23 protein-coding genes are annotated in these 21,919 nt (G+C 36.0%); 14 read left to right on the plus strand and 9 right to left on the minus strand.

The window, feature by feature from the left end; genetic code table 11:
- The first annotated feature begins 4 nt into the window (after nucleotides 1-4).
- The 4 genes from CRO15_RS00400 (at nucleotide 5) to CRO15_RS00420 (ending at nucleotide 4,143) form a co-directional block, all read left to right on the plus strand.
- On the plus strand, nucleotides 5-934 hold the full coding sequence (locus CRO15_RS00400; protein WP_097043766.1) for a tyrosine-type recombinase/integrase: 930 nt from the start codon (nucleotides 5-7) through the stop codon (nucleotides 932-934).
- Complete coding sequence (locus CRO15_RS00405) at nucleotides 927-1,811, plus strand: tyrosine-type recombinase/integrase (protein WP_097043767.1); 885 nt, start codon at nucleotides 927-929, stop codon at nucleotides 1,809-1,811. Before CRO15_RS00400 ends, CRO15_RS00405 begins: the two co-directional genes overlap by 8 nt.
- A 1,037-nt stretch (nucleotides 1,812-2,848) precedes the next feature.
- Nucleotides 2,849-3,847, plus strand: a complete 999-nt coding sequence (locus tag CRO15_RS00415; RefSeq protein WP_097043769.1) for a TreTu family toxin — start codon at nucleotides 2,849-2,851, stop codon at nucleotides 3,845-3,847.
- Nucleotides 3,847-4,143 (plus strand): hypothetical protein, encoded by a 297-nt coding sequence (locus CRO15_RS00420; RefSeq protein ID WP_097043763.1) that lies wholly within the window; start codon nucleotides 3,847-3,849, stop codon nucleotides 4,141-4,143. Before CRO15_RS00415 ends, CRO15_RS00420 begins: the two co-directional genes overlap by 1 nt.
- A gap of 39 nt (nucleotides 4,144-4,182) precedes the next feature.
- Here CRO15_RS00420 and CRO15_RS00425 read toward each other — a convergent pair whose 3' ends face one another.
- On the minus strand, nucleotides 4,183-4,707 hold the full coding sequence (locus CRO15_RS00425; protein ID WP_097044790.1) for an O-acetyl-ADP-ribose deacetylase: 525 nt from the start codon (nucleotides 4,705-4,707) through the stop codon (nucleotides 4,183-4,185).
- 85 nt (nucleotides 4,708-4,792) lie between these two features.
- Nucleotides 4,793-5,134 carry a helix-turn-helix domain-containing protein gene (locus CRO15_RS00430; RefSeq protein WP_097043764.1) on the minus strand — a complete coding sequence of 114 codons (342 nt, stop codon included), beginning with the start codon at nucleotides 5,132-5,134 and terminating at the stop codon, nucleotides 4,793-4,795.
- A 141-nt stretch (nucleotides 5,135-5,275) separates the two neighbouring features.
- Between CRO15_RS00430 and CRO15_RS00435 the strand changes: the two genes are divergently transcribed.
- From CRO15_RS00435 to CRO15_RS00460, 5 genes are all read left to right on the plus strand, one after another.
- On the plus strand, nucleotides 5,276-6,817 hold the full coding sequence (locus tag CRO15_RS00435) for a hypothetical protein (RefSeq protein WP_097043765.1): 1,542 nt from the start codon (nucleotides 5,276-5,278) through the stop codon (nucleotides 6,815-6,817).
- A gap of 73 nt (nucleotides 6,818-6,890) precedes the next feature.
- Complete coding sequence (locus CRO15_RS00440) at nucleotides 6,891-7,820, plus strand: tyrosine-type recombinase/integrase (RefSeq protein WP_097043766.1); 930 nt, start codon at nucleotides 6,891-6,893, stop codon at nucleotides 7,818-7,820.
- Entirely contained in the window at nucleotides 7,813-8,697 is an 885-nt protein-coding gene (locus CRO15_RS00445) for a tyrosine-type recombinase/integrase (RefSeq protein WP_097043767.1), read from the plus strand. Before CRO15_RS00440 ends, CRO15_RS00445 begins: the two co-directional genes overlap by 8 nt.
- Before the next feature lie 1,037 nt (nucleotides 8,698-9,734).
- A complete protein-coding gene (locus CRO15_RS00455; RefSeq protein ID WP_097043770.1) occupies nucleotides 9,735-10,709 on the plus strand; it encodes an RHS repeat-associated core domain-containing protein in 975 nt (324 codons plus the stop codon).
- On the plus strand, nucleotides 10,697-11,011 hold the full coding sequence (locus CRO15_RS00460; protein WP_097043771.1) for a hypothetical protein: 315 nt from the start codon (nucleotides 10,697-10,699) through the stop codon (nucleotides 11,009-11,011). The genes CRO15_RS00455 and CRO15_RS00460 overlap by 13 nt, the downstream gene beginning before the upstream one ends.
- Before the next feature lie 383 nt (nucleotides 11,012-11,394).
- On the opposite strand, the gene CRO15_RS00465 is transcribed toward CRO15_RS00460, so the two are convergent.
- A complete protein-coding gene (locus tag CRO15_RS00465) occupies nucleotides 11,395-11,643 on the minus strand; it encodes a helix-turn-helix domain-containing protein (protein ID WP_097043772.1) in 249 nt (82 codons plus the stop codon).
- A 98-nt stretch (nucleotides 11,644-11,741) separates the two neighbouring features.
- On the opposite strand from CRO15_RS00465, the gene CRO15_RS00470 reads away from it, so the two are divergent.
- The 4 genes from CRO15_RS00470 (at nucleotide 11,742) to CRO15_RS00485 (ending at nucleotide 13,826) form a co-directional block, all read left to right on the plus strand.
- Complete coding sequence (locus tag CRO15_RS00470) at nucleotides 11,742-11,972, plus strand: hypothetical protein (protein WP_097043773.1); 231 nt, start codon at nucleotides 11,742-11,744, stop codon at nucleotides 11,970-11,972.
- A gap of 306 nt (nucleotides 11,973-12,278) precedes the next feature.
- Entirely contained in the window at nucleotides 12,279-12,836 is a 558-nt protein-coding gene (locus CRO15_RS00475; RefSeq protein ID WP_097044791.1) for an REP-associated tyrosine transposase, read from the plus strand.
- A 54-nt stretch (nucleotides 12,837-12,890) separates the two neighbouring features.
- A complete protein-coding gene (locus CRO15_RS00480; protein WP_133067186.1) occupies nucleotides 12,891-13,289 on the plus strand; it encodes a hypothetical protein in 399 nt (132 codons plus the stop codon).
- A gap of 36 nt (nucleotides 13,290-13,325) precedes the next feature.
- Entirely contained in the window at nucleotides 13,326-13,826 is a 501-nt protein-coding gene (locus CRO15_RS00485; protein ID WP_097043775.1) for a hypothetical protein, read from the plus strand.
- A 346-nt stretch (nucleotides 13,827-14,172) separates the two neighbouring features.
- Here CRO15_RS00485 and CRO15_RS00490 read toward each other — a convergent pair whose 3' ends face one another.
- Nucleotides 14,173-14,421, minus strand: a complete 249-nt coding sequence (locus CRO15_RS00490) for a helix-turn-helix domain-containing protein (protein ID WP_097043772.1) — start codon at nucleotides 14,419-14,421, stop codon at nucleotides 14,173-14,175.
- Nucleotides 14,422-14,519: 98 nt separating this feature from the next.
- Here CRO15_RS00490 and CRO15_RS00495 point away from each other — a divergent pair, with 98 nt between their 5' ends.
- Nucleotides 14,520-14,750 (plus strand): hypothetical protein, encoded by a 231-nt coding sequence (locus tag CRO15_RS00495; protein WP_097043776.1) that lies wholly within the window; start codon nucleotides 14,520-14,522, stop codon nucleotides 14,748-14,750.
- A 141-nt stretch (nucleotides 14,751-14,891) separates the two neighbouring features.
- Here the strand turns inward: CRO15_RS00495 and CRO15_RS00500 are convergent, their stop codons facing one another.
- The 5 genes from CRO15_RS00500 to CRO15_RS00520 all read right to left on the minus strand — a co-directional run bounded on the left by CRO15_RS00500 (nucleotide 14,892) and on the right by CRO15_RS00520 (nucleotide 21,864).
- Entirely contained in the window at nucleotides 14,892-15,074 is a 183-nt protein-coding gene (locus CRO15_RS00500; protein ID WP_097043777.1) for a CPXCG motif-containing cysteine-rich protein, read from the minus strand.
- Between the two features lie 6 nt (nucleotides 15,075-15,080).
- Nucleotides 15,081-16,406 (minus strand): TolC family protein, encoded by a 1,326-nt coding sequence (locus tag CRO15_RS00505; protein ID WP_097043778.1) that lies wholly within the window; start codon nucleotides 16,404-16,406, stop codon nucleotides 15,081-15,083.
- Nucleotides 16,403-19,693, minus strand: a complete 3,291-nt coding sequence (locus CRO15_RS00510) for an efflux RND transporter permease subunit (protein ID WP_097043779.1) — start codon at nucleotides 19,691-19,693, stop codon at nucleotides 16,403-16,405. The genes CRO15_RS00505 and CRO15_RS00510 overlap by 4 nt, the downstream gene beginning before the upstream one ends.
- Nucleotides 19,690-20,826, minus strand: coding sequence for an efflux RND transporter periplasmic adaptor subunit (locus tag CRO15_RS00515; RefSeq protein ID WP_097043780.1), 1,137 nt, complete (start codon nucleotides 20,824-20,826; stop codon nucleotides 19,690-19,692). Before CRO15_RS00515 ends, CRO15_RS00510 begins: the two co-directional genes overlap by 4 nt.
- 153 nt (nucleotides 20,827-20,979) lie before the next feature.
- Nucleotides 20,980-21,864 carry a leucine-rich repeat domain-containing protein gene (locus tag CRO15_RS00520; RefSeq protein ID WP_097043781.1) on the minus strand — a complete coding sequence of 295 codons (885 nt, stop codon included), beginning with the start codon at nucleotides 21,862-21,864 and terminating at the stop codon, nucleotides 20,980-20,982.
- Nucleotides 21,865-21,919: the final 55 nt, after the last annotated feature.

Raw genomic sequence — 21,919 nt, forward strand, 5'->3', positions numbered from 1 at the left:
CGAAGTGAAAAAATTAAAACTACATAACGAAAGTTTTAAACTATTGGTTGCCAATTATAAAGAATGGTTGGATATACTCGGTTATGCAGAAAGTACAGTTTACCAATTACCAAACCATTTACAGGAGTTCTTCTATTATTTAGAGCAAAATAGCATTAGAAATATCAATCAAATTACTACTAAAATCGTAAAAGAATATTACCAAGAATTACAACAAAGAGCCAACGAAAGACAAAGCGGAAGTTTAAGTAAAAGCTATCTCAATAAACACCAACAAGCTTTAAAGAAGTTCAAGGGATATTTACAGAATCACAATCATAAAGGCATCAACATACATCTAAAATCAGAGAAACAGCCAACCGAAGAAAAGCTAAATATATTAACTCAAGAAGAAGTAAAAGAACTTTTTAAAGCAACCGAATACAGTCATACAGAAAGCAGGTTTAAGTTAAGAGACAAAGCCATTTTAACCGTTTTGTACAGTTGTGGATTAAGAAGAAATGAAGCTGTACACTTGGATTTAAGCGACATCTTTTTTGATAAGGAAAGAGTGTTTGTTAGAAAAGGTAAAAATTACAAAGAACGTTTTGTACCAATCAACAGAACTAATGCAGAAATCTTGGAAGATTATATCTACGAAGCTCGACCAGAGTTTTTTCAATCCAATTTAAGCGAAGCTTTGTTTGTAAACAAGAACGGAACACGAATGCAAGGAATGAGTTTTGCAAATAGATTAAAAGCAATCGTTCAAGCAACCAACAATAAAACTATTGCAGAAAAAGGAATCACGTTACACATTTTACGTCATAGCATCGCAACACATTTATTACAAAAAGAAGTGCCATTAGAAAGCATAAAAACCTTTTTAGGCCATAGTTCTCTGGAATCCACTCAAATCTACACACATCTTTTAAAAACGATTGAAAATGAATGATTACAGAACATATCTAAAAGAACAAGATTACAGCGAAACCACAATTACAGGAAACGAAAAACAAGTAGAACTCTTTAAAAAATGGTGCAAACGCAATCATACTTCGCCAACAGAAATCGATTATAAAACAGCATTGAAATTTATAAAATATCTAACTCGAAAAGGCAATAGTAAAAAAACAATCAACCACAGATTACGAAGCATAAAAATCTACTTTAATTACTTGATTGATGAAGCATACAGAATCGATAATCCAATAGAAAATACAATCGTAAAAGGAGCAAAAAGAACTATCAATTATGATTTATTGGAAGCTGACGAATTAGAGGATTTATATTACTCTTTTGAAACTCAAAACATCAAGGACAAGTATCACAGATTAACAGCAAAAAGAAGTAAAATCATAACAGGATTAATCGTCTATCAAGGCTTGAACACTACAGATTTAAGCAAGTTAAAGACCGAACATCTGCAACTCTCAAAAGGAAAGATTTATATACCAAGTACAAGGCGAAGCAACGCAAGGGAATTAGAGTTAAAACCTTGGCAAATAATGGAATTTATAGAATACCAAAATGAAGTTTTACCATTATTACAAAAGCGAATTAAAAACGATACTGAACAACTGTTCCCAATCAATACGAGATTTAATGTACTTACTTCACAGATTATGAAGAAGCTAAAAAAGTACAATCAAAAAGCAGAGAATATAAAGCAAGTTAGAGCATCAGTAATTACAAATTGGTTGGGGCAATACAACTTGCGAAAAGTTCAATATTTAGCAGGACATCGTTACATCAGTTCAACCGAAAGATATTTACAAGACGACTTGGAAAATCTGCACGAAATCGTCAACAACTTCCATCCGATTAATTAAAGTCCACACAAAACAAAACCCAGTTTTATCGTTCCTCAAAATCCTCTGTTTTTTGTTTTGTTCCGCTCGCCAATGCAATGTAAGTTTTTATGCGCCAATGCACTTGTAGCACATTGCTTGAAAAAAGCAAAGAGCTACGCCAACAGAAATCTAATGCATAAAAACTTACCCCAAGCTATGTTTACATAATTGGCATTATAAGTCCGCTTCGCACAGTTTTTAACGTTGTTATTTTGATGGATAAAAAACTGTCGTTATAATGTAAATTATGTAAAATATCCGCTCTTCCTACGCTCACGTCCGAACTGAAAAACGAGCCGAAAATCAATACTTCAAGATGTGTGCGTGTGTACACAAATATCAAAAGGGAATGTATAGCAAGAGGATAACACGCAGTTGCGATGTTATGTTTTACAACCCCTTTAAAATCAAGGGTTAACGAAATGCTTGAAAACCGTTTTTTCTGAAAATTTGCGACAAATGCGCTCGAAAGCCCTATAAACAGGCATTTTTTTGCGACAAAAATTCTGAAAAAACCAATTGGAGCGTGACATTCAATCGCCATTTAGGCTATCATTTTAAAAAGCTGAAGATTGCCTTTGCGCTCAATAATCAACCGCCTAAATCTTCATCTTTTTAAAACGTTTGCTTCCTGTGAAAACGTTTTAAAAGTTGGCGGAAGCTGTTGGCTGATGCGGACGAGTTCCGACGACTTTTAAAATGAAACAAACGAAGTGCGTTAGTATTTATCCGAGTGAACAAAAGCGTTGGCAGAAAGGCGAATGGGAGTATTTTACATAAAACTGGTTATAACTTACAGTTTTGGTAAAGTCAGGATTAAGCGACTGTATTATAACCCGTTTTATGTAACATATCGTGGCAATGGAAACCAATAAAATACAGAGGGTTTTTGCAGACAAAAAACTGGATTTTATTGGTGCGGAATAGATACCAATTAGTATATTTACAATACGTTCTTTTAAATAAATTTTTGGAGCTGACCGACTGAAAAATGGGTGTCTGATTAAAAAAAACGCATAAACTATTATCCCTTTGGCTTACGTCATAAAGGGTACAATAATGTTGTAAGTTCCAATGCTAATAGTGTGGCGAGCAAGTTCAAATACAATGGCATAGAACTTGAAGAATCTTTAGGGTTGAATCTTTATGAAATGGATTTACGTCAATATGACCCAGCCATAGCACGTTGGACATCTATTGACCCTATAGTTCATTGGGAGTTTTCGACTTACCAGGCTTTTGATAACAATCCTGTTTTCTTTGCTGACCCAAGTGGTGCTGATTCTATTTATAATTTTGAAACAGGACAATATGTAATAAATGGAGAAGAAGTCTCGTTTGGTGAAGCCCTTGCATATGCTAACGGTGGAGGAAATTCAGACGGAAGTAATGACAACAATACTGACCCAAAAAAGAAAAAGAAGAAAAAAAGTCAAAAAAAGGACGTAAAGGATATGGGCACGGGAGAGCTTTACGGAATGGCTTATAATGGTGCATCGAGAACTGCATATTTGAATGGAAACGACCCGTATAACCCTACAGAAGCAGATATAGCCGAGAATGAAATAAATAAGCAAAACGCTGCTGGAGAATTCTTTCTTTTAATCTCAGGAGAATGGGTTGTTGCTAGAGTACTTCAAGGCGGAAAATGGGCTTATAGAGCAGTTACAGCTGGAAGAACTGTTAAAGGAGTTACAAGTACCGCAAGAGTTGGACGTTGGATGTCAAAAGCAGAATATGAAATTATGAAGCGAACAGGTAGAATGGCAGAAGGGGCAGGAGGTCAAACCTTTGTAACAACTGGAGGGGCATCAAGTTTTAATGCAGCGGCTAAAGGGTCTGTTTATGTTGAGTTTGATATTGCAACCAATAGTTTATTACAAGGTGGTAAATCAGGATGGTTTAAGGCTATTGGACCAAATTCAAGTAAAGCAATGCAACATATGTTACAAAAGCAAGGTGGACAAGTAAGTCCAACAGTACAAAATATGTCAGGGATTTTAAAAGTAAAGTAATGGTAATAAATAAAAAAAGTGATTGGTTTAAAGAAAATATAATGAGTTATTTATCTGAATTTGAGGTGATAGAAAAAAAGTTTTCCGAAGGAGACTTTGGTGATTTGGAACAAATTGAGTTCAATTCAGAAAAGATATCTGGTAATATTGACTTTTGGAGTCTAGGATGGGTTGGTGTTTTTGTATGGGATAATATTTGTGAATCAGAAATGCTTAATATTTTATCAGAGCCTCAAGAGGAAGAAAGAATAGTTGAATCTTTTAATAAGCTTAAAGAGATAATTATAAATAATTAAGACAAATTTTGAATTATACAGTAAAAGCGAGGAGTAAATTTACTTCTCGCTTTTTATTTTTAATAGCTTTTCATACAGAATGTAATTTTCATCATCAAAACAGGTAATATAAACATTAAGTTCCTCTACACATTGAAATGATTTTATTGTTTCAATAGCTATCTTCGCAGCTTTATTTTTTGGAAAACCATAAATCCCTGTACTTATATTAGGAAATGCTATGCTTTTTATATTGTGTTTTATAGCAATTTCTAAACTTTTAAGATAACAAGAAGCTAGTAACTCTTTTTCTCTACTTTTACCATTATTCCACTTTGGACCAACAGTATGTATTACATAAGAACAAGGTAGTTTACCTGCATTAGTAATAACAGCATTACCAATTTTGCATCCACCTTGCTTATTTCTAATTTTATAACATTCCTCTAAAATCTCTTTTCCTCCAGCTCTATGAATAGCCCCATCAACTCCTCCTCCTCCTAGAAGAGAAGTGTTAGCTGCATTTACAATTGCATCTACTTCAAGTTTTGTTATATCTTTTTTTATTAATTTAATGTTTATCATTATTAGTTTTAATTGCAGATTGTCTATACAGCTGGATGCGAGTTTGTAACTCGTGACCAACATAATAATTTAAATAAGATATTTTTTATTTATATGCTAAACGAGTTTTAGCATCACGAAGTAAGGCATCAATATTGTAAAGAATAGCTTCTCTATCCTGTTCAGGCAGTTCGCTAATATCTTTTAATCTACGTAACATATCTGCATTTTTAAAAAGTTCGTTGGTATCAGCTTCGCCAACCAAATAGGCTACGGTAGTATCTAAAAGTTCTGCTAATCTTTTTACAGCATCAATAGATGGGTTTACATCATCACGCTCATACTTACCAATTACAGAATGGTTGGTATTAAGAAGCTTGGCAACCTCGTTTTGAGATAAACCTCTTTCTTTTCTACAGTCACGTAAACGCTTGCCAAATGTACTCATATTAATAGTTATAATGCATATATAAACAGATTTTACAAATATACTGTTCATAAACGACTTAAAAAAGTGTGATATGGTTTTGTAAAATAATTTATATATAGTAGTTTTGATGCAGATATGAACAACTAAATATTTTTAAAAATGTTGAACACTACCAATCCAAACAATTACGAATACACAACCAAACATTTAGAGGTACATATTTTAGGCGGAATCAAGCTTAATAAATTAGAGAGTTTACGAGTAACGATAAGCATACAGAAACCCAAAGAGCTTAATGTTTTAAGGCACTCGATAGATTTATACAACGACAATCAAATAGAAAAATTTACTCGAAAAATAGCAGAACGCTTGGAAATAGGAACAAGCGTAGCACGTAGAACACTACAGGAACTTACCAAAGAATTAGAGAATTATAGGTTTTTACTAATCGACCAATACGAAAAGGAAAACCAACCCTACTACAAAGAATTAAGCGTAACAGAAGAAAAACAAGCAGTTATATTTTTAAAGAAACCCAATCTATTAAAGCGAACCAATGAACTTATTGGAAAGTCTGGCGTAATCGGAGAAGAAAACAACAGACAAACAATGTATCTAATCTTCACAAGTAGAAAAACAAATAATCCTTTGCATTGCATCAGCTTGGGAAGTTCTGGAGTTGGTAAAACCCATTTACAAAGTAAAGTTGCAGAACTCATACCAGAAGAAGATAAAGTAGAAATTACAGTATTATCTGCAAACGCTTTTTACTACTTCAATCGCACAGAACTACAACACAAATTAATATTGATAGAAGATTTAGACGGAGCGGAATCTGTACTCTATCCATTACGAGAATTACAATCTAAAAAGCGAATTACAAAAACCGTAGTTCATAAAGATACCAAAGGCACAACCAAAACGATACATCTAACAGTTGAAGGTCCTGTAAGTGTTGCAGGATGCACCACACAGGAAAGTATTTACGAGGACAACTCAAACAGAAACTTCCTTTTATACATCGATGAAAGCGAGGAACAAGACCAAAAAATAATGGATTACCAACGCTTGATAAGTGCAGGAAAAGTAAACGCAGAACAAGAATATAAATCGAGAGAATTACTAAAAAATGTACAACGAGTTTTAAAGCCGATAAAAGTGATTAATCCTTTTGCAGAATATCTACAATTACCGAAATCCGTTTTTAAACCACGAAGAACCAACAGCCATTATTTACAATTTATTGAAGCTATTACATTTTACAAGCAATATCAAAGAGAAAAGCAATACGATACTGAAACAGGCGAAGAATATATACAAACTACGATTGAAGATATTAAAGAAGCCAACGAATTAATCATTGATGTTTTGCTACGCAAAAGCGATACCATTACAGGAGCTTGCAGAAATCATTTAGAACGCTTGAAAGCTTATTTAAAATCAAATAACCAAACCACTTTTACAAATGCTGAAATAAGACGAAATCTACGCATCAAGGAAAGCACATTGAGAAACTACAACAACCAATTATTATTAGAAGATTACATACGCAGAATTAAGAAATCAAAAACCAAAAGTTACTGTTTTGAAGTAGTGGACGTTGACGAATACACCAATTTAAAAGAACAGATAAACAATGCTTTACAAAACTGTATTGCCAAAATAAACTCGCAAACCGCAAGTAAGTCGCAAGTAGTATAGTTGCGAGGTTAAGAATAAGTAAATCAGTTAATTACAGCAACTCGCAACAAAAACCTAAAAAACACATACCGAAGTGAAAAAATTAAAACTACATAACGAAAGTTTTAAACTATTGGTTGCCAATTATAAAGAATGGTTGGATATACTCGGTTATGCAGAAAGTACAGTTTACCAATTACCAAACCATTTACAGGAGTTCTTCTATTATTTAGAGCAAAATAGCATTAGAAATATCAATCAAATTACTACTAAAATCGTAAAAGAATATTACCAAGAATTACAACAAAGAGCCAACGAAAGACAAAGCGGAAGTTTAAGTAAAAGCTATCTCAATAAACACCAACAAGCTTTAAAGAAGTTCAAGGGATATTTACAGAATCACAATCATAAAGGCATCAACATACATCTAAAATCAGAGAAACAGCCAACCGAAGAAAAGCTAAATATATTAACTCAAGAAGAAGTAAAAGAACTTTTTAAAGCAACCGAATACAGTCATACAGAAAGCAGGTTTAAGTTAAGAGACAAAGCCATTTTAACCGTTTTGTACAGTTGTGGATTAAGAAGAAATGAAGCTGTACACTTGGATTTAAGCGACATCTTTTTTGATAAGGAAAGAGTGTTTGTTAGAAAAGGTAAAAATTACAAAGAACGTTTTGTACCAATCAACAGAACTAATGCAGAAATCTTGGAAGATTATATCTACGAAGCTCGACCAGAGTTTTTTCAATCCAATTTAAGCGAAGCTTTGTTTGTAAACAAGAACGGAACACGAATGCAAGGAATGAGTTTTGCAAATAGATTAAAAGCAATCGTTCAAGCAACCAACAATAAAACTATTGCAGAAAAAGGAATCACGTTACACATTTTACGTCATAGCATCGCAACACATTTATTACAAAAAGAAGTGCCATTAGAAAGCATAAAAACCTTTTTAGGCCATAGTTCTCTGGAATCCACTCAAATCTACACACATCTTTTAAAAACGATTGAAAATGAATGATTACAGAACATATCTAAAAGAACAAGATTACAGCGAAACCACAATTACAGGAAACGAAAAACAAGTAGAACTCTTTAAAAAATGGTGCAAACGCAATCATACTTCGCCAACAGAAATCGATTATAAAACAGCATTGAAATTTATAAAATATCTAACTCGAAAAGGCAATAGTAAAAAAACAATCAACCACAGATTACGAAGCATAAAAATCTACTTTAATTACTTGATTGATGAAGCATACAGAATCGATAATCCAATAGAAAATACAATCGTAAAAGGAGCAAAAAGAACTATCAATTATGATTTATTGGAAGCTGACGAATTAGAGGATTTATATTACTCTTTTGAAACTCAAAACATCAAGGACAAGTATCACAGATTAACAGCAAAAAGAAGTAAAATCATAACAGGATTAATCGTCTATCAAGGCTTGAACACTACAGATTTAAGCAAGTTAAAGACCGAACATCTGCAACTCTCAAAAGGAAAGATTTATATACCAAGTACAAGGCGAAGCAACGCAAGGGAATTAGAGTTAAAACCTTGGCAAATAATGGAATTTATAGAATACCAAAATGAAGTTTTACCATTATTACAAAAGCGAATTAAAAACGATACTGAACAACTGTTCCCAATCAATACGAGATTTAATGTACTTACTTCACAGATTATGAAGAAGCTAAAAAAGTACAATCAAAAAGCAGAGAATATAAAGCAAGTTAGAGCATCAGTAATTACAAATTGGTTGGGGCAATACAACTTGCGAAAAGTTCAATATTTAGCAGGACATCGTTACATCAGTTCAACCGAAAGATATTTACAAGACGACTTGGAAAATCTGCACGAAATCGTCAACAACTTCCATCCGATTAATTAAAGTCCACACAAAACAAAACCCAGTTTTATCGTTCCTCAAAATCCTCTGTTTTTTGTTTTGTTCCGCTCGCCAATGCAATGTAAGTTTTTATGCGCCAATGCACTTGTAGCACATTGCTTGAAAAAAGCAAAGAGCTACGCCAACAGAAATCTAATGCATAAAAACTTACCCCAAGCTATGTTTACATAATTGGCATTATAAGTCCGCTTCGCACAGTTTTTAACGTTGTTATTTTGATGGATAAAAAACTGTCGTTATAATGTAAATTATGTAAAATATCCGCTCTTCCTACGCTCACGTCCGAACTGAAAAACGAGCCGAAAATCAATACTTCAAGATGTGTGCGTGTGTACACAAATATCAAAAGGGAATGTATAGCAAGAGGATAACACGCAGTTGCGATGTTATGTTTTACAACCCCTTTAAAATCAAGGGTTAACGAAATGCTTGAAAACCGTTTTTTCTGAAAATTTGCGACAAATGCGCTCGAAAGCCCTATAAACAGGCATTTTTTTGCGACAAAAATTCTGAAAAAACCAATTGGAGCGTGACATTCAATCGCCATTTAGGCTATCATTTTAAAAAGCTGAAGATTGCCTTTGCGCTCAATAATCAACCGCCTAAATCTTCATCTTTTTAAAACGTTTGCTTCCTGTGAAAACGTTTTAAAAGTTGGCGGAAGCTGTTGGCTGATGCGGACGAGTTCCGACGACTTTTAAAATGAAACAAACGAAGTGCGTTAGTATTTATCCGAGTGAACAAAAGCGTTGGCAGAAAGGCGAATGGGAGTATTTTACATAAAACTGGTTATAACTTACAGTTTTGGTAAAGTCAGGATTAAGCGACTGTATTATAACCCGTTTTATGTAACATATCGTGGCAATGGAAACCAATAAAATACAGAGGGTTTTTGCAGACAAAAAACTGGATTTTATTGGTGCGGAATAGATACCAATTAGTATATTTACAATACGTTCTTTTAAATAAATTTTTGGAGCTGACCGACTGAAAAATGGGTGTCTGATTAAAAAAAACGCATAAACTATTATCCCTTTGGCCTTAAGCACAAAGGGTACAATGAGGTGACTTCTTCGCTGGGGAACAGTGTGGCGAATCGGTGGAAGTACAATGGTGTTGAATTTGAAGAATCGTTGGGATTGAATTTGTATGAAATGCCTTTGAGACAATATGACCCTTCAATTGCGAAATGGACCAGTATTGATCCAGTTACCCACTTTTCTACGTCCACATACACTGCTTTTGACAACAACCCTGTATTTTGGGCAGATCCAAGTGGGGCCGATTCTTGGAAATATCTTGGTGGAGGCACCTATATTAACAGGAGGACTGGTGAGGAAACAACGGATTGGGAAAGAGCCGTTGGGGAAACTGAAAATGGGAGTAATAGTAAACCACCAAACGATATTATCGTAAATTCAGAAGGTATCGTTACAAAAGTAATACCGAATGATGAACCGCACAGAGTTTTAGACGAAAATGGCAATGAGTTATTTTTTAATGACGATGCATATGATAAAATATGGTTATCCGGAGTTCAAAAAAATGATAGACTATTTTTTAATATCGAAAATAAGTTGATAGCAAAATTTATCCTTAAAGCTGGTATTAATACGAGCATTTGGAAAAGGGCTAGTGGACTAGGATATTTAGACACCGCAAAGAAATCACATGGTTTGGCAGATTTTGGATTCAATCAACTTAGAAGTGAATTTAATATGTATAATACTGAGTATGATGGTTATAGTGAAGGGAATGGAGCCTTTTTTAGAGTCGGGGGAGAGAGTACGATTTACAACTTTGCAGATGTCAGTCAATTTATCTGGGGAGCTTGGATGCGGGCAAATCATTATAATTTATTTGAGGCAAAAACTGGTGCCCATATCAACAACGTGATTTTTGGGGTTGGATTACTAGATTCCAATGCAGACCAAAGAGCGATTGAAAATGGTCATAATTATATGAATAATTTAATTTTATCATGGAAAAAATAAAAAGATATTCAATTGTTAATCTTGTCGGTGTTTTACTTATTATTGCTGCAAAGATTATTCAAACTTCAATATTTGATAGTGACAGTGACATTGACAGAAGGGCTTCGTTTTATATTGGGATATTAATAACAATCCCAGCTTTTGTAGCTTCCTTAATAAGTTTTTTTCTTTTGCTTAGGATTTATTTAACTAACAAAAAAGAGCTTTCGCTTAGCAAGTTTTATTTGGTGATTCCTTTTTTATTAATGTTATTGTTTATAGTTGTTTTATTAATAATAATACTTATTGAATCGATAAAATGATAAATTCCTAACTACCGCTAGATTATATCTAGTGGCATACCCTCCGCTACCGCTAGATTGCAACTAGTGGCTTAGCATACAACCAACAACAGCAGTTCATTATGAGCTGCTGCTTTTTTTATGGAGTAATGGAAATAATGATTTCGTCTCGAAAAATCTAGAGTACTAGAAATAACTGTTATACTAAACTTGTACTATTGAAAATTTTGTGTCAGTTGGTTATTTCCATTGTTTTTTCAAAACGTTCATTGAAAACATTTTAGTAATATCCCCCCGCTACCGCTAGTCTATGACTAGTGGAATGGAGCAAGAGTACACAGAAATAAAAACCACGGCATTACCACCGTGGTTTTTTATAGAATAAATTCATCAAATGCCATCGTTCATGAAATATCTTCAAAAAATTCACTGAGTGCCACTTCGTGCGCATCCAGTATTTTGAGCAAGCTGGTAAAGGTAAAGTTCGTGCCTTTTTCCATACGCCAGTATTGCATACGGGAGATACCAAACTCAATGGCAAAGTTCTCATAACTGGAATATCCCTTATCAATCCTCATTTTTTCCAATTTCTTGGCAATTGTCATAATTCTTGCATCCAAGTTCTTTTTTCCGTTACGCTGCTGTTTCGCCATAATGTTTCTTTATAAATGACAAAACTGCTTTTTTAACCTTTCATACGTTACATCATTTAAATTACCACTTATACAAACATATTGTTTACATTTGTTCCATGAAGGAGTATTTTCAGACCAACCAAAACAGATACAGGCGGATAGAGCTAAAAGCGTTTGCAGAACGGATGTCAGATTCTTACGGTTCACCTGAAGAGTTAGCCATGATTCTAGATTCGGGCGTTGAAATGTTGTTTTATCTAGAGGAGGACATTTTTGATCGTAAAAAGGTACAGCATGTTGTTTCCGTTTTAAGAGACATTGTAAGTTTGCTCAGGCAACAAGGATAGAAAGAATCCTCTACCGCTACCGCTAGCCTACTTCGACAGGCTCAGTACGGGTGTGACTAGTGGAATGGAGCAAGAGTAAACAGTCATAAAAATGATAAAGCCATGACAATACGGTCATGGTTTTTTGTTTTGGTAAATTTGAATACCACGAGTTATAAACTCGCGGTAGCAAATATAATGCTACCACAAGGTACAATCTTGCAGCGGTCTTTGTTTTATTATATAAAAACCAACAATGATAAACCTGCAGCCGTCATAGGTCAATCCAAACCTAAAAACAAAACACGGAACCACTATCTTTTCGGCATGAGCAGAAATTATAAGTTCCATAACCCGGCAGGGGTATATTTTGTTTCTTTTGCAACCGTATATTGGATAGATGTTTTTATAAGACAAAAATATTTTGAGGTATTGGCAAACAGCATTGATCATTGCAGAAAAGAAAAAGGCATGGAATTGTTCGCTTATTGCTTTATGCCCAGCCATGCACACCTCATTTTTCGTTCTACCAACAATGACCCTTCCGGGCTGTTACGGGATTTTAAAAAACATACTTCCAAAGCGGTGATAAAGGCCATCAAGCAAAATCCAAGAGAGAGCAGAAAGGAATGGATGCTCAAAATGTTCAAAAAAGCGGGCAAGGAAAAGAAGAATGTGGAAACCTATCAGTTTTGGCAACATCACAACAAACCTATTGAGCTGTGGAGCCCTTCGGTAATTAAACAAAAAGTGGATTACATCCACAAAAATCCCATACATAGTGGGTTTGTGACAAACCCAGAAGACTGGAAATATAGCAGTGCCAGAAATTTTGTTGGGGAGAACACTGTTCTGGAGATTGATGAAATAGGTTTTTTAAGCTAAGTTTGGATTGTGATGTATGGTATGTTGATGAAATGATTGCCACAAGATGCAATCTTGCGGCAGCAGAGGGGTGTAGATCTTATGGAGAGTAAACCAATTATCGTGGCTCCGCATGATGGTACGGCAAAATTATCGTATTTGAATTCATTGGTATTTGGAAATAGCTTTGCTGATTCTCCTGAAATCGATGATGTTGTTTGGGGCAAAGTTCTTGCAACTGACAAAGTTTCATCATTGATGTTTAAGACAAAACCAATTCAATCGACCAACAATTTCTTTACCTATAGTGACCAAAACAGGCTAAATGCGATAGTTCTTAGGTTCACAAGGCCTAACCAATTAAATAAAAAAAAGGTCGGGTATCTTGATGCCTACTTTGCATCCAAATTTAATCCAGCCAATTTTAACAGTTCAGATTTAGGAAATCTGCAACATCTTTCTTTCTTTCGCTAGCAAGCTGAAGTAGTTAATCTAAAGCAAAAAGAACCCATGATACGAATTAGAAGACATTCCAAAAATAATTTGATTAAATCTTTAAGTAACAATTTCTTAAAGTACTTTTTTGTAATTGGAGTGTTGAGCAATTGTGGTGCTACTGATAAGAATCAAGAAAAGGATTCACTGGAAGGAGATTGGTATATTTCTAAAAATACAATTGACCATCAATTTTCATATCAAGAAGCATATTTCGATGGAAAAGAAGTCCATTTCTTTGTCCCAGAAGTGTTTGATTTTAGGCAACCTTTAGACTATTATTTTTCAGGAAGAGAACTTTATTTTTTGAAAAATCAAAGGTTGGATACAGTTAACTCATTTGAAGTGCGTCTTTATAGCAATAGGTTTAGGTTAATTACTACTGAGGGAGAGATTGAATATTCTAAGATTTTTGCGAAAAACACGATATCAAAATTATTTTCCAATGGGATATCCAGAGAGAAATTTGAATCTTCATTTATACAAAGAATGAATGAAAGTCAAGGCAATGACTAGTGGGTTATGGAGAAAACTTATAGTTACCCTTGTTAACACTAGTTTCCAACTAGTGGTCTTGAAAACCAACAACAGCAGTTCATTTTGAGCTGCTGTTTTTCTTTACAGCCGTTATTCCTTTCAGTGGGGATGTAGAAGCGTTTTTTGCGGTGTGGTTTCATAAGTGGGAAATCATGAAATTGAATTGATTTGTTTAATCAAGTCTTTGACCAGAACGTCTTTTGTTTCATTAATCCCCGCTACCGCTAGTCTATGACTAGTGGAATGGAGCAAGAGTACACAGAAATAAAAACCACGGCATTACCACCGTGGTTTTTTATAGAATAAATTCATCAAATGCCATCGTTCATGAAATATCTTCAAAAAATTCACTGAGTGCCACTTCGTGCGCATCCAGTATTTTGAGCAAGCTGGTAAAGGTAAAGTTGGTGCCTTTTTCCATACGCCAGTATTGCATACGGGAGATACCAAACTCAATGGCAAAGTTCTCATAACTGGAATATCCCTTATCAATCCTCATTTTTTCCAATTTCTTGGCAATTGTCATAATTCTTGCATCCAAATTCTTTTTTCCGTTACGCTGCTGTTTCGCCATAATGTTTCTTTATAAATGACAAAACTGCTTTTTTAACCCTTCATGCGTTACATCATTTAAATTACAACTTATATAAACATATTGTTTACATTTGTTCCATGAAGGAGTATTTTCAGACCAACCAAAACAGATACAGGCGGATAGAGCTAAAAGCGTTTGCAGAACGCATGTCAGATTCTTACGGTTCACCTGAAGAGTTAGCCATGATTCTAGATTCGGGCGTTGAAATGTTGTTTTACCTGGAGGAGGACACTTTTGATCGTAAGAAGGTACAGCATGTTGTTTCCGTTTTAAGAGACATTATAAATTTGCTCAGGCAACAAGGATAGAAAGAAACCGCTACCGCTAATCTACTTCGACGGGCTCAGTACAGGTGTGACCAGTGGCGTGAAAGAGCACAATCTTACGGCAACCTCCGGATTAGAAAAAAAAAGATGCTCTAAAAGCCATTTTTAAAACTATAGATCTCTTTATTGCCCCAACTTCTTTGCCTCAAATTGAAGCAGCTCATTGTTTGCAAAGATTACAGTTGCCTCAATGGGGTTACAGCATACCTCACAATCCTCCACATAAGTCTGTTTGGAAATAGAACTGTCCAAAAGAAAGGAAATTTCTTCCCAACAATACGGGCATTGAAAAAAATGTTCGTACATATTCCATTAAAAATCAACATTCAATAGTTGACCACTAATTTGAAGCATTTGCAGTTCGGCCAGCTTGGCGCTGTATTTGGCCTGGCTTTGGGCCAATTCGGCATTTAACAAGTTCAATTGGGCCTGTCTAAATTCAATGGAGGTCACTTGCCCTAATTTATAACGTTCATCCGTGCGGTTAAAATTGTTCTGATTGGTCTGTAAATTTTTTTCTTGCACCTCTAAAACATACAGCGCATTGGTATAGCTATCCCACGCATTTCTAATGTCGCGTTCCACTTCCAATGCTATCTGTTTTTTTAATAGCTCTTGGTTTTCATAGCCAATTTTGGTGTTTTTTACCCCAGTAATTCCTCTACCTCCATCAAAAAGGCTCCATGATAGGTTAACAGATCCTGTTATGCCGGTTGATGTGTTCTGAATTAAAAAAGCCAGAGGACTGTTGTTGTTAGATTCGTTCCACCCATAAGTGCCAGTTAGACCAATTATTGGTAAAAACACGCTTTTTGCAGCTTTTACATTGTATCGGGAGATGTTGATGTCCTTTTCAACCAGCTGTAATCTAATGTTATTGGATTTTGCATCATTGTGCATATTCTCCATTTGAAGTCCTGGAACAAAATTGACCGTAGTGTCCGCAACAAACTGTGAAGACAAATCTTGATTCAGGATAAGGTTTAAATCTCGCATGGTGTTGCGTAACTGTTGTCTGGAGTTTAATAGGTTGATACTATCGGTATTGATATCAACCTCAGCATTCAACACATCCAATCCGGTATTTTGACCGTATTCAAATTGATAATTCGCTCTTTTTAGTCTATCCTTTGAAATTTCAAGTGCTTGTTCCAAGTTTTTGGTATTCTCCGTTAATCGGGCAACCTCATAATACACCGTGAATAACTGTAAAATGGTATTCTCTATAGTCTGGCGCACCTCCAGCTCTGATTGTTGGGAACGTTCTTGAAAACTTTTGTAACTATAATGCCTGTTCAAACCATCAAAAAGGGTGTAATTCACATTCACGGCAGCATTGTAACGCCTTGTCTCTGCTCCATCAGCTGTTCTTGTTTCGCCACTGGCCAATTGTCCTTCCGTATTTTGTTGATCTATACTCCCTCCTGCATTAGCGGTAATAGTTGGCAAATACCCAGAATTTAAAATATTGGCATTGTTTTCGTCTATTTTCTTGGTGTTTTTGGCCACTTTAATGCCCAAATTGTTTTCCAAGGCCAAAGTTATGGCTTCATCTTTGGCAAGCATTTTCTCCTGACCTTGCCCAGTGTTTATAAAAGCCAATAAAAAAAAGGGTAGTGTATACAGTATACTTTTCATTCTGTTGTTCCTTCTAAAACTTTTGAAGTATCATCTTTGGGTTCTAAGGGCGTTGCGCTTCCATTAAGTTGATACGCACCTTCTTCCATCATATGCTGTTCTTCGTTTTGCTCCTTTATAGCTCGTTCCACTTCTTCTTTGGTGGTTTTTTCTCCGGTCCATAATGTTTTGGCCCATACTTTTACATTGTTTCCAAACGAAAGAAACAACGGCAGCATCAACAGTGTAAGAACAGTAGCAAACCCAATTCCATAGGCAATGGAAATAGCCATTGGTTTTAAAAATTGGGCCTGTCTGCTTTTTTCTAAAAGCAAGGGAGCCAAACCTGCAATTGTTGTAATCGAGGTTAAGAATATTGCCCTAAAACGAGAACGGCCCGCTTCATACAGTGCATCATTAAAGCTTAGCCCATTCCTGAGGTTTATATTAAACTTACCAATCAAGACTAATCCATCATTGACCATGATCCCTATTAAGGCAATGATACCCAACATAGAAAGGATGTTGATGGAAAAGCCATGCAACCAATGTCCCCATGCCACCGCAGTTAAACTAAATGGCACCAACAATATCAAAAGTAATGGTTGACTAAAACTTCGGAAGGTAAAAGCAATGGTCACATAAATTAAGAACAGTACTGTTAGACCAACAAAGGTCAAGGAATCCAAAAGTTTGTTCGCCTCCCTGTTTTGACCTTCGTAAGATGGGGTTATTGAGGCGTACTTGGATTGAATTTCGGGCATTACTTCGTCTTTTATCCATGTCATTGCATCAGTCCCACTTGTAGTTTGCGGGTCGGTCAAATCTGAAGATACTTGAATCTCCCTACGACCATCCAAATGATTTATGGCCACATCCCCGCGCTCAATGGAATACGTGGCAATCTCTTTAAGGGGTATCCGTTCTCCGCTGGGAGCTACAATTCGCATATCGTCCAAATCTGTGATTGAGGACCTATTTTCACGATCATATCTAACCCAAACCCTAATTTCATCCTGTCCACGTTGAAAACGTTGTGCCTGAGCACCAAAAAAACCAGCTCTTACCTGATTCATCACACTACGTAAATCAAGACCTAATAAATATGCATTTTCCTTTAACTGCAATCGTATCTCTTTAATTCCAGCGGGATCATTGTCCGCAACATCCTTTAACAATGCATTGTTCAGCATTGCGGTTTTTAATTCAGTCTTTGCTGCCTTTAATTCATCAATATTGCTTCCCAACAGGGATACCGAAACAGGATCACCTCCAAAGTTTCCTCCAGAACCATAAATCAAGCTTTCCACTCCAATTACGGGCCCTACCAATTCACGTAATCTTCCGGTAACCATATCTGCCCTGATCTCATCTGGGCGTTCTTCCCCTGGCAATAAATTAATGACCAAGGTTGCTGCCGATGAGCCCGGGCCCACATTTTTCAGCATATTTTCAAACAACACTTTACCCGTACCCTGCAAATATTCATCGGTCAATTCTTGATTGACGATTTTTGCCTTATCCTGAATTACACTGATAATGGAATCGGTAACCTTTTCATTGGTGCCATTTGGCATTAAAAGCTCCACAGCAATTCTATCACTGGCTATTCTAGGAAAAAATGAAGTTCTTATGATACCTCCTCCAATAGACCCAAAAGTCAATACCAAAGCCATGAAGAAGAGTGCAAAGGTCAGCAGTTTATAGTCCAGTGCAAAGCGTAATGCCGGACTGTACCATTTGTCACGCATCCAGGCCATGGCCTGATCTCCCATTTTATTAATGACCCTTAGTTTGGCAAAAGCCTGTCCTATGCTAGATTTTGGTCCTTTTTTTTGTGGTTGCAATGCCTTTGAATGTGCTAAGTGAGCAGGTAAAATAATCAGTGCCTCTACCAACGAAACAATCAAAGTCAACATTACAATTATGGACACTTCCCCAAAGAAATCCCCTATCCTACCATCTAAGAACAAGAAAATGGAAAATGCCAATATTGTAGTAATAATTGCCGAAAGAATTGGAGGCATAACCTCCATTGTCCCATCTATGGCAGCACGTATTGGGGTTTTCCCTTTTTCATAGTGTTGATAAATGTTTTCGGCAATCACAATTCCGTCATCCACCAAAATCCCTATTACAATGATCATCCCAAACAAGGATAGTACATTGATGGTGACATTGAACATGGGTGCAAAAACAAACATTCCCAAAAATGCAATGGGCAATCCAAAAGCTACCCAAAATGCCAATCTGGTATTTAGGAAGAGGGAGAGAAAAATGAGCACTAAAATCATCCCCACCACAGCATTCTCTGTGAGCAGGTCAGTACGCTGTGTTAATGTTTTGGATAAATCCCTGACCACATCCAATTGTACATTGGTGTACTTTTGGTTGAACTCCTTGATGTATTCTTTGACCTTTTCGGCAGAACCAATCAAATCTTCAGTATTGGTACTTGTAACGGTTATATTAACGGACAGCTCCTCATCATAATAGGATGCATTTGGAGTCTCTGAGAAACGATCTCTGATTTTTGCAACATCCTTCAACCGGATGGCCTTACCTGTTGCATCTGCCCTGACCACTACATTGGAAAGTTCATCCCCGTAGTATGAACGGTTATTTGCCCTAATCAGATATTCTTCCGAGTCTGTCTTTATGTTTCCACCTGTAACCAATATATTGGCATTGGATACGGCTTGGGCCACCTCATTAAATGAAATGTTATAGGCCAAAAGACTGTTCTCATCAACGGCAATTTCAATTTCTTCATCTGGATATCCGGAAATCTCTATCTGTGAGATTCCATCAATTGCTCTCAGGTCGTTTTCTATTTGGCGACCTATCTGTTTTAAGGTCACTAAAGGGATATTATCACCACTTACGGCAAAACTGATTGTAGGTCTAACCGGCTCCAATTTTGAAACCACTAAAGGTTCCATCCCCGTTGGGAAGGTAGGTACCCTATCTACAGCATTTTTAACCTCCAACAGCATAAAATCAATGTCCCTCCCCTTTTCAATCTCCACATTGATGGAACCACTGTTCTCCCTTGAGGTTGAAGTGACCCGTTCCACTCCCTGTAAACCTTTTAGGTTATCTTCAATTTTGAGAACAATTCCTTCTTCAACTTCTTGAGGTGATGCTCCTGGATACGTAATATTGATCAATACATTTTTTGACCCAACCAGTGGAAAAAACGATGATTTTAATGAAAAAGCACCTACAAGTCCAAATATTAGGAATGCGATGATAATCACATTCACAGCCACATGGTATTTAATAAAATAGGAGATTACCTTTTTCACGACTTGGTTCTTTTGGTGTTGCTACTATCGAATACTTTTACCAGCATTCCCGCATAAGCTCCTGTCAATGCCCTTGTCACGATAACTTCCTTATTGGGCACATTTTTTAATACCACTTTTTTATTGGAGAAATAAACCGGGTTCACATCGATCAAGTCCAAAATGGAGTCCCGCACCACAAAAATTTGATTGTTCTCCAACAACAAGGAGCGATCTATCTCTATGGCATTTGGTTCTTCCCTAGCCTCTAGATTGGCTTCTAAATATTGGCCTTCTTTTAGATTTTGATCGCTGACCTCAATAAAAACCGTTATGGTTTGTGAAGTTTGGTCTACCCTACCATTTACCCGGGCAACTTTTCCTAAATATTTTTTGGTTTTATCCATATTGGAAAGCTCCACTTTCTTTCCAACTTTTAAAAAATCACCATAGGTTTTGCTCACCGAAACCTCCAATTCGTATACTCCCGTGTTGATGAACTCCCCAAGCTTCTGACCAACTCTTATTAAAGTTCCCTCGGTTACCAGAGCATCTGTAAGAACACCTTTAAAAGGGGCTGCAATGTTATATTTGGACAAACGCTGCTCCAAATTCTTCACGTTGTAATAATTGGATATTACCCCTCTACCCGAAATGAAGAATTTTTCTTTTTCGGATGACATCTCTGGTAATTTAGGGGTTGTTTTGTTTAAATCGAAGCTGTTTAAATACGTTTGCCATTTGGGATAAATCTCTGGATAATCCAATCGCAAATCTGGCATAATGGAGGTCAGTAGATTGTATAAGTTACTTTTTGCGGATTGAACACTAGCATAATATTCGTTGGCATCAATTCGAATCAAGGTTTGTCCTGCACCATATTCTTGCCCTGTTCTGAACAATTTACTACCAGACCTAAAAACTCCTTGAACTTCAGAAAACAACTCTACCCTTCTTTTAGCTTTCAAGTTTCCATTGGCTGGCACCACAATGGGAACTATGCCATTTTGCACTGTATCAACAAATACAGTTTTTACGACCTTCTGTGGTTCTGGTCTCCTATTTTTCTTACTTCCGGCAATGAGTCCGGCAAAATATAGAGATCCAAAGATAATAAGGCCTCCAAGTACGGCCGAGATAATTAGCTTTCGCATGTGTTGGTGTGAATTAGCTTTGCAAAGCTATTGGCTAGGACATGTCCATATGGTTAAATATTTCATAAATTGTTTATGTAAACTCGCTCCGATAAACAAAAAAAGGGGATACACGCCTGCATCCCCAAACCAAACAAACTAAAGTATAACTAACTACTCATTATCGTCAACATCTTCAAACTTTGTATCCGCCATTCGGGTACGCTGAAGTTGTATTTCATTAAATCTTGGGTTTAACGTTTTCTCATCGGTATCAAACACCAAAAATTGTTTTGTATCCATTTGCTTGAGTCCTGTATAGGAATCAAATCTGTTATTTTGAATCTGAAGTATTTTTAGGCTTGCCAACTGGCTAAATTCTGAAGGAATTTCTCCACGCAATTGATTGTTGGATAGGACCAGCTCACGTAATTGTCCCAGATTACCCATTTCCTCCGGTATTGTGCCTTCTAAACTGTTTTCAAATAGTCCCAATGCTTCCAACTTGGTAAGATTACCTATGGAATTGGGAATAATGCCCTTAAGATTATTACTGGACAAATTCAGCTCCCTAAGGTTTTCCAATTCACCAAAGGTGGGCGGTATAGATCCACTCAAAAAATTGTTGAACATAGAAAATACCACCAACTCTTTCATCTGTCCTATACCCAAAGGCAATGATCCTTTTATGCGGTTCATCTCCAACCTAAGTACTTTTAAGCTCTTGAGCTTTACAATATCTTTTGGTAAAACTCCCGTGATACTATTAAATGCAAGATTTAAATGAGTCAAATATCTTAACCTACCCAAACTTTCTGGGAGAACACCTTGTAAATTATTTCTAAACAAGTTAATCCCAACCACATGACCATTTTCTATTTGTATACCTTTCCATGTACTCACTGAAGTGTTTAAGTCCCACGGAATGGTCCATTTTGATCCATTTGTACTGTTAAAAAGGTCAACTAATGCATTTTTCTCCTTTTGTGAGATTTCCATATTGGAAAAAACAACACTGGTGAACAGTAAGCATAAAACAGAAAAAATGGTTAGTCTCATAGAGGTTGAAATCTATTTTTATAAGAATTTCCTTACAAATTAAAAGAAGAACCTA

Origin of the sequence: Flagellimonas pacifica (genome assembly GCF_900215465.1) — a bacterium.
Taxonomy (GTDB): Bacteria; Bacteroidota; Bacteroidia; order Flavobacteriales; family Flavobacteriaceae; genus Flagellimonas; species Flagellimonas pacifica.